Annotated in this window: 12 protein-coding genes; 5 read left to right on the top strand and 7 right to left on the bottom strand. The window is 46.7% G+C overall.

The window, feature by feature from the left end; all coding sequences use genetic code 11:
* Positions 1-115: 115 nt before the first annotated feature.
* Positions 116-1,099 carry a diguanylate cyclase domain-containing protein gene (locus tag AC5YB3_RS09350; RefSeq protein WP_494527003.1) on the top strand — a complete coding sequence of 328 codons (984 nt, stop codon included), beginning with the start codon at positions 116-118 and terminating at the stop codon, positions 1,097-1,099.
* A gap of 27 nt (positions 1,100-1,126) precedes the next feature.
* Here AC5YB3_RS09350 and AC5YB3_RS09345 read toward each other — a convergent pair whose 3' ends face one another.
* The 5 genes from AC5YB3_RS09345 to AC5YB3_RS09325 form a co-directional block, all read right to left on the bottom strand.
* Positions 1,127-1,552 carry a DUF1850 domain-containing protein gene (locus AC5YB3_RS09345; protein WP_494527002.1) on the bottom strand — a complete coding sequence of 142 codons (426 nt, stop codon included), beginning with the start codon at positions 1,550-1,552 and terminating at the stop codon, positions 1,127-1,129.
* A gap of 42 nt (positions 1,553-1,594) precedes the next feature.
* On the bottom strand, positions 1,595-3,628 hold the full coding sequence (locus AC5YB3_RS09340) for a TRAP transporter permease (RefSeq protein ID WP_006079922.1): 2,034 nt from the start codon (positions 3,626-3,628) through the stop codon (positions 1,595-1,597).
* A 204-nt stretch (positions 3,629-3,832) separates the two neighbouring features.
* Positions 3,833-4,789: a TAXI family TRAP transporter solute-binding subunit gene (locus tag AC5YB3_RS09335; RefSeq protein ID WP_006079923.1), complete on the bottom strand. Its 957-nt coding sequence runs from the start codon at positions 4,787-4,789 to the stop codon at positions 3,833-3,835.
* Between the two features lie 269 nt (positions 4,790-5,058).
* Complete coding sequence (locus AC5YB3_RS09330) at positions 5,059-5,181, bottom strand: hypothetical protein (protein ID WP_006079924.1); 123 nt, start codon at positions 5,179-5,181, stop codon at positions 5,059-5,061.
* Positions 5,182-5,559: 378 nt separating this feature from the next.
* Positions 5,560-7,068 (bottom strand): helicase HerA-like domain-containing protein, encoded by a 1,509-nt coding sequence (locus AC5YB3_RS09325; RefSeq protein ID WP_494527001.1) that lies wholly within the window; start codon positions 7,066-7,068, stop codon positions 5,560-5,562.
* A 238-nt stretch (positions 7,069-7,306) separates the two neighbouring features.
* Between AC5YB3_RS09325 and AC5YB3_RS09320 the strand changes: the two genes are divergently transcribed.
* From AC5YB3_RS09320 to AC5YB3_RS09305, 4 genes are all read left to right on the top strand, one after another.
* Entirely contained in the window at positions 7,307-7,546 is a 240-nt protein-coding gene (locus AC5YB3_RS09320; protein ID WP_494527000.1) for a hypothetical protein, read from the top strand.
* 11 nt (positions 7,547-7,557) lie between these two features.
* Positions 7,558-7,983, top strand: a complete 426-nt coding sequence (locus AC5YB3_RS09315) for a hypothetical protein (RefSeq protein ID WP_494526999.1) — start codon at positions 7,558-7,560, stop codon at positions 7,981-7,983.
* A gap of 130 nt (positions 7,984-8,113) precedes the next feature.
* Positions 8,114-8,992: a KPN_02809 family neutral zinc metallopeptidase gene (gene ypfJ / locus AC5YB3_RS09310; RefSeq protein ID WP_494526998.1), complete on the top strand. Its 879-nt coding sequence runs from the start codon at positions 8,114-8,116 to the stop codon at positions 8,990-8,992.
* A 51-nt stretch (positions 8,993-9,043) separates the two neighbouring features.
* Positions 9,044-9,499 (top strand): NUDIX hydrolase, encoded by a 456-nt coding sequence (locus tag AC5YB3_RS09305; protein WP_342902143.1) that lies wholly within the window; start codon positions 9,044-9,046, stop codon positions 9,497-9,499.
* 25 nt (positions 9,500-9,524) lie between these two features.
* On the opposite strand, the gene AC5YB3_RS09300 is transcribed toward AC5YB3_RS09305, so the two are convergent.
* Both AC5YB3_RS09300 and AC5YB3_RS09295 read right to left on the bottom strand, forming a co-directional pair.
* The gene (locus AC5YB3_RS09300) at positions 9,525-10,724 is read right to left on the bottom strand and encodes a class I SAM-dependent methyltransferase (RefSeq protein ID WP_494526997.1); all 1,200 of its coding nucleotides are present in this window, start codon (positions 10,722-10,724) and stop codon (positions 9,525-9,527) included.
* A 632-nt stretch (positions 10,725-11,356) separates the two neighbouring features.
* Positions 11,357-12,619 carry a DUF6161 domain-containing protein gene (locus AC5YB3_RS09295; protein WP_261273698.1) on the bottom strand — a complete coding sequence of 421 codons (1,263 nt, stop codon included), beginning with the start codon at positions 12,617-12,619 and terminating at the stop codon, positions 11,357-11,359.
* Between the last annotated feature and the right edge of the window lie 96 nt (positions 12,620-12,715).

Here is a 12,715-nt window from a genome sequence, read left to right as displayed (position 1 = left end):
TAAGCTCGATTGAGCCAATATGATTTTGGCTCATCTTGCACTCCTCGCGATCTTGCTTCGGCATTGAGTGTTTTACACTGGACAAGATTTCCCGCTTTAATGAAAGAGATTTTTCGTGGCATCGGATACGGCAGCAGAACACATCAAGCAACTTCAGGCTGAAATTGCTCAGCTCAAACGCGAAAACGCCCAGTTAACGGCGTTGAATCGTCGTGCCGAAGAAAAACTGTTTGCCGCCCTCGATGGCAATGGTTTATGCCTGTGGGAACAGCATATTCCAAGCGGGAATTTAACCATTTTCAATATGCGCTGGGGCGAAATGCTCGGTTTTAGTCCTGAAGAATTAGCCGCCCACGTTGATATCTGGAAAAGTAAGTTACACCCAGAAGATAAAGCATGGGTGATAAAAGCCTTTGATGATCATGTCAGTGGCAAGTCCGATTACTATCAGGCAGTACACAGAATGCTGCATAAAGATGGCAGCGTCACTTGGGTGTCTGACCGTGGGCGCATTGTTGAGCGTTTTGCCGATGGCACGCCGCTGCGGATGATGGGCAGTCATATCGATATCACTCAAGAAAAACGCTACGAACTTGATCTGGCACTGTTAGCTCACAGCGATCCCCTCACCAACTTAATGAATCGCCAAGCCATAGCCAAAGCGTTCGATGAGTGTTTGCAACCTGAGATGCGCGGCGCATTATTCTTTATCGATTTAGATGGTTTTAAAGCCTTAAATGACCGTCACGGCCATAAGTTTGGCGACAATTTATTGGTGCATGTGGCGCATACATTAGTGTCTCACTCGGGTGAGTTAGCGAAGATCGCTCGACTAGGTGGCGATGAGTTTGTGATCATACTGCCGTCCTCGGATATTGAATCTTTAGGTATGCTTGCACAATCCTTGCTCGATGTTTATCGACAGGGCTTTTTGCTTGAAGGTTGTGACGTGGAGATAGGTCTGAGTATCGGTATCGATATATTTAGCTATGGTGATAGTTTTGCCAAAAGCTGCGATCGCGCGGATGCTGCTATGTATCGCGTGAAACACCAAGGGAAAAATGGTTATCGCTTTTATCAGCAAGCTGATGATTGCTAACCCTTAACCCGCCCGTCATTTACCCGCCTAGCGAACATCAATAGGCGCGACATTTGCCTGTTCACAACCCCACACCTCAACGGCGGCATCTTGCTTGTTCGGCTGACCAATCCAATGACTCATGGCTTGGCATTGCACCTTGCCAGAAGCCTGCGCAAAACAAATATCAAAATCTCCCGCCTCGGGTGTACGGCCTAAACGTAATTTAGGCAGAGTGGGTAGCTTAGGCCGATAATGCCAGCTGCCATTTTTAAGATAGGCATCATCTGGGATGTCCATGCCTGCACCTGTGCCTTTTACTCTCGCTTCGACCAGCACTAAGCCTTGAGGCGTGACGTGATAGTCTTCCTCCCAGCGGATTTTCTCTATGGTGTGGTTCCATGCCAAGGTGAAGTGCTCTGTGGGCACTTGCGCCCACAGGGTACCTGCTAGGCCTAAACATAGGCCTAGCATAGCTTTACCTTAGACTTATTAACGACTGACAATCCCAAGGGTTTATCCTTGCTCTGCCAGACGTTTGAGTTTGCGCGCGCGCCAGCTGTGCTGCACGATAAACAACAGCGCGAGTCCAAAGCCGATTTCATCACTCAATGGCGTCGCAAGGATCAAACTTGCCCCCGCAAGGAAGCCGATAACGCGTTCCCACCAATAGAGTTTTTGTAGTAGATATCCGGTAAAAATCACCCCCCAAATACCAATACCGACCGTTGCCTTCAGCACCACAAAGCCCGTCGCTAATAAGCTATCACCTTGGAGCATCAAGGCTGGATCGTAAACCGCCATAAAGGGGATCACAAAACCGGCAATGGCGATCCGAATCGCCCAGAGACTGATCTTAAGTCCGGATTCCTTCGCAATCGGCGCTGCGGCAAAGCAGGCCAAGGCAACGGGCGGGGTGAGATCGGCCATGATGCCGAAATAAAACACAAACATATGCGACACAATCAAGGGTACGCCTAGGTCGAGCAATGCGGGTGCGGCTATTGAGCTGGTAATAATGTAGTTAGGAATCGTCGGGATCCCCATGCCGAGTACTAGGCAAGTGATCATAGTCAACACGAGTGACAAGAACAGGTTATCTTGGCCAACGGCGAGAATGTAGCTCGCGAAGGTTGAAGCAATCCCTGTGAGTGACACTATGCCGATAATCACGCCCACTAAGGCGCAGGCAATACCCACAGGCACAGCATGACGCGCGCCTTCAACCAGCGCGTGTAAGCAAACTGTGAGGGTTTCTTTGCCGCCCTTAATAAACCAACAAATGGCGACTAGCAGGGCGATAACCCCAAACACGACTCCGATCCCGAGTTGGAAGAAGCCAGCACATAACACCCCAAGGGCAATCCAAAAGGCAATCCGCATCGCCATTGAAGACAACCGCAGGACGATGGCTGAGCCTAAGATCACTATCGAGGTGAGGGCTAACCCTACCATGCCAGAGAACAGCGGCGTTCTGCCCGAAAACAGCAAGTAGACCAAAATAAACAAGGGGATAAGGAGATACCAGCGTTCTTTAATCGCCGCCCAAGGATCGGGACATTGATCTTTGGGCAGGCCACAAAGATTGGCGCGTTTGGCCTCTAAGTGCACCATCCAGAATACTGAGCAGAAATAAAGCAGTGCGGGGATTAACGCCGCTTTAGCGATTTCGATAAAGGGCACGTTAATGGTTTCGGCCATGATAAAGGCCACCGCGCCCATGATCGGCGGCATGATCTGGCTGCCCATACTCGATGTCGCTTCCACGCCACCGGCGAAGGCGGAGCGATAGCCAAATCGTTTCATCAATGGAATGGTAAATTGGCCTGTGGTGACGACGTTTGCCACTCCTGAGCCGGTAATCGTCCCCATAAGCGCCGATGACACCACTGCGACTTTAGCAGGGCCGCCGAGCTTGTGGCCGAACAATCCCATGGCAAAGTCGGTAAACAAACGGATCATCCCGGCTTGTTCTAAAAAGGAGCCGAAAAGAATAAACAGGAAAATATACGTCGCCGACACATAGGTTGGTGTGCCGTACAAGCCTTCGGTGCCGAAGGCTAATTGGTTGATAATTTGATCGAAGCCATAGCCGCGGTGCATCAAATCGCCTGGTAGGTATTGACCCAATAAGCCATAGGCCAAAAAGATGCCACAGATAATAGGTAGTGCCCAGCCCATGACTCGGCGCGCCGCTTCAAATACCAATACGATCAAAGTGATACCTATCACCATGTCCGCATCGGTCAGCTCGCCAGAACGTTGAATTAAGTCGGCTTCGAAATACCACTGATAAGCCGCCGTTGCCATGCCTGCTAAACCGAGTAGCCAAGCGAGCGGTTGCCAAGGTTGTGATTTACCTCTGGCGGGATAACTCAAAAACACCACGAGCAGCAAAAAGCCAATATGGGTGGCGCGCAGCACTTGCGTCGACACGGGATGAAAAGCGGCAGTGATGATTTGAAAAATAGAAAAAATTAAGGCGGTATAGAATAGCGCCTTGGGCCAATCGCCAGTATTAGCGCTGAGACCTTGTTGGGGATCACTCATATTATGCCTCACAGCATTAGACTACAGAGGGCGATATATATACCCAAGTTACCTCAATATACGAGTTTCAGATCCGCTTCAATTCAAGGCGCATCAATGACTGAATTCTACCGTTTGAGGCTGTTTGGATATAAAAAGATGCCGTTATTCAACGGCATCTCGATCGCTTAGTTTGGAATTAGGGTGCACAGATATCAGCAAAACTTAGAGTGCGCCTACTTCTTTGTAATAACGTTCTGCACCTGGATGTAGCGGTATCGGCAGATTTTTCGTCGCTTTCTCTAAGCTAATAGATTTAGCGGCTGAGTGCGCGTTACCGAGACGATCTAAGTGCTCGAACATGATCTTAGTCATTTGATAGGCTAAATCGTCCGATACGCCGCTTTGCGTTACCAGCAGGTTTTGAATGGCAACGGTAGAAACGTCAGTGGTTTGGCCTTCATAGGTCGATGCTGGGATCACGCCGTGTTGATAGGCAGGGTTGTTAATCTTAGCGATCACATCCTCTGGAATTTCAACAAAGTTGATCGCCATAGTCGCGGCTAAGTCGCGGATGGCTGCCATACCGAGACCAGAAGATTGCAAGGTCGCGTCTAACTGACGATTTTTGATGAGTTCAACGGATTCTGCATAAGGTAAAAATTCGACCTTACCCATGTCTTCGTAGCTTAAACCGGCCGCCTTAAAAATTGATCTGGCATTGAGCTCGGTACCCGATTTAGGTGCGCCGACAGAGATACGTTTCCCTTTTAAATCGGCCAAGGTTTTAATGCCAGACTCTTTATTGGCAACAATTTGAATGTAGTTAGGGTAAGCAGAGGCGAGCACACGGATTTTATCCAGTGGCGTTTTAAAGCCCGCATCAATATCACCTTGGTAAGCGGCTGCGACTGAGTCACCTAGCGCGAGCGCTAATTCGCCACGACCCGCTTGCAGTAGATTGAGGTTTTCTACCGAGGCTTTCGTCGCTTGAACTGAAGTTTTAGAGCCTTCGATTCCTGTGCCATAGAGTTGCGACAGGGCAACACCAATAGGGTAATACACGCCACTGGTGCCACCCGTGAGTATGTTAATAAAAGCGGGTGCGGCGGCCATCGCGGCGGCACTGAGTGTGAGTGTCACGGCAGCGCCGACGGCGACAAAACGTTTTTTGATTTTCATTGTGAAATATCCTTATTTTTTATAATGTTATGTAGGGTCTTTCGAGCTTGGAATACCTTAGCCTGCTGAATATAACTACATAAAACCTGAAAAAGGTCAATTAGGCTATAGTCGATAGCTGCTACTTTTGCATCATAAAACGAAGATTTGAGGCGGCGGTATCGTGGGGCTTAACGAGGTCGGTTTAAGGAAAAATGCACAATAAAAAGGGCTAACCTGAGTTAACCCTATTTGTGTTATTTGAGGATGAACCTTTGAATAATAAGACACTATTTAGTGTTATCTAAGAAACCTTTAGTGGCATTTTTCGCGTGTTTTGCTGCTTTCTTTTCTTTAGCAGACAACAGCGGTTGTTTCTTCGATTCTTTACGGTTTTTTTGCTCTTTACTCATATAAAACTCCATGTACTCTTTGGTTATTCATCAGGCTAATCATGTAAGCCGTACTCAATTGAACCTGTTCCATGATGTCCTGATTGAAGCGAAATTTTGATCTCGAATTACAACATTTTAAAATTACAAATATTTAAAATCATTGATAATTATCTGTGAATTTATTTGCCTCAATGAGCGATTACAGCAAAATAATCTTATCACCGAATTTCGTACCATGATCCATCTATCACTTAGAATAATTAACGCTAATGCTAGCGTTAACCTGTATAAGAAATGTGCGATCTATAACACTGTACTCCTATTTTCATTCGAGTTTGTCATTTTGTGCGATCGAATGAGTGGGCTCGAACCAAAACTTCACTTAGCACTATATGCCTAGCGTCGACTCGATTTACCTAAAATCCCGCCTAATATGCCGCGCAAAATTTGTTTGCCTAATTGGCTGCCGACAGTGCGTGCCGCTTGCTTTGACAAGGTCTCTGCTAAACCTTGGCGGCGTTTATTGCCAAAAATGAGTTCACTGAACCAACCTTGTTCTTCGGCTTTTTGACCTGTTTGGCCATCATTTGCTGTATCACTTGCTGTGGATGTGGGGTTGCTGGTGGCAACGCCGGTACGTCTTTGGTTAAGCAGTTCGTAGGCCGATTCGCGGTTGATGGCATGATCGTATTTGCCACCAATCGGGCTTTGGGCGCGGACTTGGTGTAATTCCTCACTCGTGGCGGGTCCCATGCGACAACGCGGCGGTGCTATGAGTGCGCGCTCTACCATAGTTGGCACGCCCTTGTCCGCCAGCATAGACACTAAGGCTTCGCCCACGCCGAGCTGGGAAATAACCTCACTGACTACCAGTTTGGGGTTAGGCACAAAGGTTTCTGCGGCGGTTTTAACGGCCTTTTGATCCCTTGGCGTGTAAGCTCGCAGGGCATGTTGAATGCGATTGCCTAATTGCCCGAGAATTTCGCCCGGCACATCATCAGGAAATTGCGAGCAAAAATAAACGCCTACGCCTTTTGAGCGAATAAGGCGCATGATCTGTTCGACGCGTTTTAATAAACTAGGTGGGCAACCCTCAAAGAGTAAATGTGCTTCGTCGATAAAGAACACGAGTTTAGGTTTTTCGGGATCGCCGACTTCGGGCAAATTCTCAAATAATTCTGACAGTAGCCAAAGTAAAAAACTCGAGTATAAACGGGGTGTTAAAATCAGCTTATTAGCCGCTAACAAATTGATGATGCCGCGCCCCTGTAAATTGGTGCGCATTAAATCTTCAAGCTGTAACGCGGGTTCGCCAAAAAAGTCTTTGCCGCCATCGCGCTCAAGTCCTAGCACTGAGCGCTGAATCGCCGCGAGGGATTGGGCGCTGATCAAACCATATTTGGCCGAGACTTCTTTGCGCTCCTCGGCAACCAAAGCAAGCATGGCCCGCAGATCATCTAAGTCGAGCAGTAATAACCCTTGGTCGTCCGCCAGTTGAAATACTATGTCTAAGATGTCGCTTTGGGTGTCATTTAATTCTAAAATTCGACTGAGTAAGGTTGGGCCCATTTCGCTGATGGTGGTACGCAGTGGATGGCCTTGAATGCCCGCTAAATCCCATAACACCACAGGGTTAGCTTCGTTGTGATAGTCCTCTATACCAATTTGCGCCGCCCTTTGTAACAGCTTTTCACTTGGAGTGCCCGCCATCGCAAGACCCGAGATATCACCTTTAACATCCGTGATGAAAACCGGCACGCCTTGGCGCGAAAAACCTTCGGCTAGGCTCATTAGCGACACGGTTTTGCCTGTCCCTGTGGCGCCGGCAATTAATCCATGACGATTAGCATACTTAAGATTTAAGTGAACCTGTTGATCACCTTTCCCAATCAATAGAGTATTCAAGGGCATTCCTTATGTTAACTTTAGCGTCTGCACTTAGATTGCAGAGCCTTATTTAAGCCACGGTAGTGCGTCGTATATGGGTATAAAAATTCACCATTGAGTGTTGGCCTTAGCGTAATTTATGTCAACATAGGGCGCGAATAAGCTTGAGATTACTGAGCCTGCGCGTGGGATTGGCAATATGCTCCTTGCTGGTGGATAAAATGTGTTATTTTTGTGATCCGCTGAGGCGTACTTGATGATGAAAATCCCGTTGATTATGCTGGTCTTGTGCTCTACTTTGTTGACGTCTGGCTGCGCCGAATTAGCGTGTTCTGCCAGAACTGATGTCGATCCCTATGAGCCTATGCGAGATAAACAGCGCTGTGTCGTCGAGGTGGATAAAAATCTCGACGAGTACCAAAAGGCAAAAGCAGCGGAAGAAAAACAACGGCTGAAAACGGCCATAGAACAAGCCACTCAAAAATCGTTAATTTAGAAAGGATATCTATGAAAGGTGCGGGCGGAACACAGGGTGGGACAGGACAATTTTTTATGGGTCTGGCCATGATGTGTGGCGGATTTTATCTATTGTTCAATGCAATACAAGTGAGCTCTAGCTTTGGACTGGGCTATGGTTTATATCGAGTGAATGCCTTTGGGCAAGGCATGTCGATCACCACAGGCATGGTGATGCTACCGTTTATTATCGGCATTGTGATGGTGTTTTTTGACGCTAAGAGTAAGTTAGCTTGGCTGCTGAGTTTAGGTTCGCTAACTGCTCTGATTGTGGGGGTTATCAGCTCGATTCAATTCCACTTTAAATCCATGTCGGCCTTTGAACTTATCGTGATCCTCGTTTTGGCCTTTGGTGGTTTGGGATTGTTTTTACGCTCACTGAAAGACGGGCCCACAGGCGATACACAAGCGAAATAACCACTAGACTCTTAATCACTAGATTCTTAACCACTAGGCGCTAGAGTGCAAATCCGAAATAGAGCTGTGCATCTAAGCGATTTTAATAGCGGTTTAACGAGTGCTTTTAACTACAGAGTGAAGGAATGCGATGCGCTGGCGTGACACTGACAGAAGCTCCAATATCGAAGACAGACGCGGTCAGCAAATGGCATCAGCGGGCGTGCCGAGTGCTTTGTTACTCAGGTTCTTGCCCTTTTTACTGAGAACCAAACTTGGCCGTGTGGTGTTGCTCATCGGCGGCATTTATTTCGCGTTCCAGTATTTTACTGGTGGCCTGTCACTCGACCCGAGCACTCAAGCTAATCTTAGACAATCCCAATCTAGCTCAACGACCGCGGTACAGGATGAAAATGCCCAGTTTGTGGCGGCCATTTTAGGCACCACAGAAACCGTTTGGGGCCAGTTACTCAAAGGGCAATATCGAGAGCCTAAGTTAGTGCTTTATCGCAATATGACCTCCACTGGCTGCGGTATGGGACAGGCGCAGTCTGGGCCTTTCTATTGCCCTGCCGATAGCAAGGTATATATCGATCTCAGCTTTCTTGATGAGCTTAAAACCTTAGGCGCGCCCGGCGATTTTGCCTTTGCCTATGTGATTGCCCACGAAGTAGGCCACCATGTGCAAAACCTGCTGGGCACTAGCACTAAGGTGCGCCAAGCCCAGCAATCTGGCAGTAAAGTACAGGCTAATCAATTGAGTGTTGCACTTGAATTACAGGCAGATTGTTACGCGGGGATTTGGGGGCATTATGCCAATCAACAACTTAATTTACTTGAAGCGGGAGATTTAGCGGAAGGCATTGCCGCCGCCAGTGCTGTGGGTGACGATCGCTTGCAACAGATGGCGGGTCGCGCTGTACAGCCCGATGCTTTTACCCACGGTAGTTCGGCGCAGCGGGTGAAATGGTTTAAGACGGGGTTTGATTCGGGTAATCTCGCCAGTTGTAATACCTTTGCGGCGAAGTGATTTTGTTTGATATCTCAAATACGTACCGAACATAAATGCAAGGATAACTGAGTGGCCTTTAACGATACCTTTAGACTGAGCAGCCACGCGGTTATTACTAATGCGCAGGGGCAAGTGCTGTTGCTTAAGGCCAATTACGGTAACTTTGCTTGGGGTTTGCCTGGCGGCGCACTCGAGCCTGGTGAGACGATTCACGAGGCCTTAGTACGCGAATGCCAAGAGGAATTGGGGTTAAGTGTGCGGGTTAACTATTTGAGCGGCGTGTATTATCACAGCGCCTATCAATCCCAAGCCTTTATCTTTCGTTGTGAACTGGTGTTGTCTGAGTTGCCTGATAGGCCTGAGGTGGCCAAAGATGGGGCAGAAGCCGAGCCATTGCCGATCCACTTAAGTCACGAACATTCAGAGTTTGCCTTCCACGATATCGACACACTTAGCGCGGTTCAGCAGCAAAGAATTAAAGATTGCCTCAATTTCAACGGGGTTGTCATGAGCGCAAAGTTTTAATGCTTTGCCAGTAAACCGCCGGCCGTTAATCGGCTTGGGTTTGCGCGAGTAAGGTTTCTAAGCAGTGTTCCTTGATCCCGTAATAGGCTTTAATGTCAGATATTTGCGCGAGTATTGCGGCGCTGTCTTTCTGATTGTGTTGTGGCTTTTTAACGGCCAAAATCATCTTATTCTTATTGGTATGTTCTAGGCTGATAAATTCAAACACCTTAGTCGCATAACCATTGGCTTCCAAAAATAGCGCCCGTAATGAATCGGTCACCATTTCAGCCTGTTGGCCCATGTGCACTCCATATTGCAGCATAGGTTTAAACAACTCTGGGCTGTGCATCTGCGGGCGAATTTGTTTATGGCAGCAAGGCGAGCACATGATGATGTCGGCATTGGCGCGGATACCATAATGAATCGCATAGTCCGTGGCGATATCGCAGGCGTGCAGCGCGATCATCACATCGGTTTGCTTAGGCGCGTGGGTTCTCACATCGCCGCAGACAAACGACAAGCCTTGATGATCCAGCGTTGCCGCCGTTTCATTACATAAATCGGCCAAGGCTTGACGTAATTCCACCCCAGTCACCTGCGCATCATTGTGTAGGCTATGGCGCAGGTAATCATGGATTGCAAAGGTGAGATAACCTTTACCAGACCCAAAATCGACCACATTGATCGGTTGGTCATTCTTGTGGGGTGAAGCTTCGAGTGCTTGGCTGAAAACCTCAATAAACTTATTGATTTGTTTCCATTTACGCGACATCGCAGGGATAAGATTATGCTGGCTATCAGTCACCCCGAGCTGAGTGAGGAATGGGCGTTCGATATCCACAAAACGCTTTTTCTCGCGGTCATGTTCTAACGGCGCCGCGACGGCTTGTTTAACATTATGTGTGCTGATTTGGACTTTGCCTTTTTTGCTGATCTCAAGCTGAACTTCTGCCAGCGCCGTGGCTAAGTGGGCACTCTTAAAATCGCTACCGAGTAACAGTTTTATGCTTGCTAAGCCTTCGTCATAACTCAGGTTTTTAGTGATGTGATTCGTCTGGTGTTGATACACAAACGACAGCATAGGTTCATTCTGCAAACTGATCGGCCGAATCGTAATGCGCTGCAGGCTTTTATCTGCCCCTCGGTACTTACTCAACAATAGTTTGATCAGACTATTCTTCGCTAAGCTGTCAGCCAAAAGCTGGTAAAAATCATCAAAAGAATTAAGCGCTGAATGGGACATTATTGTTTCCGAAAAAGTAACCAAGAAAAACAGGGTGAGTATTCTAACCGCGATCCGCCGCTACCTAAAGTTATTCTCATCGAGAAAGGGGGTTGGGGCAGAGCTCCGCTGCTGATCTATCTGTTGAAATTCGTAATCTTGTGTAGGTTTTTTGGCTAGCGGGATGTTGTCCCAACTCTTGTTTGAATTATTTAATCAAAGTCAACGTCAACGTCGTGGGGCTTCACCCCCTGATGTTTTAATCAAAAGTCGACCAAGGAGGACTGCTCGTCCTATCCTCCTTCCTATTTATAAACAATCAGCCATGACGCCCCCAACGGAGTTGAAAGCCCCTTAGGCAATTAGCGCCCTTATGCTATTGCGTCAGACGCTCGTCCCTTATTCAACTGACGCTATCTCGGCATCTGATAGGCAGGATGCCTGAATGTCGTGAAGTGCATGAATGCACTAGAATGACCATGTCTCGATCAAGCAAAGAACGCTAATGCCCTGCGGCAACTCCGAGGGGATGGCGTATTCCTTTGATTGTTGAGTTGTCTGTTGGCCACTTAAAGCATTAAAGAGTGGTGGGTGTCCTGTTTCACCCGATTATGCCCTCAATAAAAGTTAGTGTTATTACAGTTTCATATATATTACTTAGCCTTTGTCATTTCTTTTATGGCATCACCGAAACCGGGCATTGTTGGGCCACTATCCTGGGAGAGTAATCCCGTTTCAGTGCGGCAGAAAAGTGCCTGTAGGATAATATCGCGGGATTCTTTATCGATTGCCGATTCGTTACTGAGTGATAAATATAGGTATGTTAATTGCTCGCGTTCTTCTGCATCACGCATTAAATGGAAGGTACTAAAAGCTAATCTATTCAATGCTCGTAGTGCAAAACCAAACACTGCAACAAGCGAACCAAACAGAACCATACCAGGTACAGTTTTCACTGAAAGCGCCGTTTCTCCACCTAATAACCAGGCTTGGAATAGGTCAAGACCTGTCGTTATCGCAACCAGCACGAGTATGCCTATCGCAATGACAAAAGCGAAACCTTGCACTCTATATTTATTAGCTGATTGCTTCCAGTACTCAGCAGGTTTAGCTAATCGAAGCTTATCTTGATACGTTTGTTCGAGCTCATTAATTCGATTTTGCCAACTACTGATATGTTCATCCATTTCTATATGATATTTTTTGCTTTCTTTTTTAGCTAATCGTCCAAAAGCAGCATTGCGGCCCAAAAATTTTAACCTTGCTCGTTCTAACTGTTCATCCACGTTATGAACAGATTGGTCAAACCATTCAGTAAATTGCTCTTGATTTTTATCATATTGCTGCTGATTTTCATCGATTTTTTTGGTTATTTCGGCACTTTTAGCGGCAAACTGCTCTTTCAATCGTGTTAATGTTGCTCTTTCTGACCCTCGACGTTTAACCAAATCACTGTTTTGGTATTGATATTCGTAGGCAAGCAGCGCGCCATCGAAGGCATCTTTTGAATTAAAAGGTTGTACTTTATTATTCAAATACTCTAAAAATGCTCCCGCTACACCATATCCTCTCTCAAGCATTATAGTGACCACTTTGTCTGCGTATTCATGACCACTATATAGCCAATACGCGCTTAAATATTGTCTCTGACTTTGAAAGATATCTCGTAAACGCTCATTCAGTTCATTATCTTCCCATGTATTTACTAGAGCATCTGCAACAACATTTTGAATATTTCTAAGATTACCTGTCCCAATGTTAATTTTTTTGTTTTGTTCTGTTAATCCTTTGACTTCCTGCCAATATGCCATTTCCCTATCAATAAACTCCTTAAGCTGCTTTAAATTATTAAACTCAAAATTAGTTCCCATCCGATCGGTAAATTGCAGCCGCATAATTGCTCTATTCAGACTCATATCGCCTCTATCTATTTCATTCAAAATGCCGTTTATACTGTGTTCTTTTATTCAGTATAGTTCAATAAGTTTCTACAAATCATACGGATAAGCATG

This window comes from Shewanella sp. 1311, from assembly GCF_059338235.1.
Note: the sequence above shows the minus strand (reverse complement) of the source record. Positions and strands in the feature narration are given on the sequence as shown.

Coding starts and splice junctions, on each gene's coding strand:
- AC5YB3_RS09345 (WP_494527002.1), bottom strand. CDS start 1,552: ATGCTAGGCCTATGTTTAGGCCTAGCAGGTACCCTGTGGGCGCAAGTG.
- AC5YB3_RS09340 (WP_006079922.1), bottom strand. CDS start 3,628: ATGAGTGATCCCCAACAAGGTCTCAGCGCTAATACTGGCGATTGGCCC.
- AC5YB3_RS09335 (WP_006079923.1), bottom strand. CDS start 4,789: ATGAAAATCAAAAAACGTTTTGTCGCCGTCGGCGCTGCCGTGACACTC.
- AC5YB3_RS09330 (WP_006079924.1), bottom strand. CDS start 5,181: ATGAGTAAAGAGCAAAAAAACCGTAAAGAATCGAAGAAACAACCGCTG.
- AC5YB3_RS09320 (WP_494527000.1), top strand. CDS start 7,307: ATGATGAAAATCCCGTTGATTATGCTGGTCTTGTGCTCTACTTTGTTG.
- AC5YB3_RS09315 (WP_494526999.1), top strand. CDS start 7,558: ATGAAAGGTGCGGGCGGAACACAGGGTGGGACAGGACAATTTTTTATG.
- ypfJ (WP_494526998.1), top strand. CDS start 8,114: ATGCGCTGGCGTGACACTGACAGAAGCTCCAATATCGAAGACAGACGC.
- AC5YB3_RS09300 (WP_494526997.1), bottom strand. CDS start 10,724: ATGTCCCATTCAGCGCTTAATTCTTTTGATGATTTTTACCAGCTTTTG.
- AC5YB3_RS09295 (WP_261273698.1), bottom strand. CDS start 12,619: ATGAGTCTGAATAGAGCAATTATGCGGCTGCAATTTACCGATCGGATG.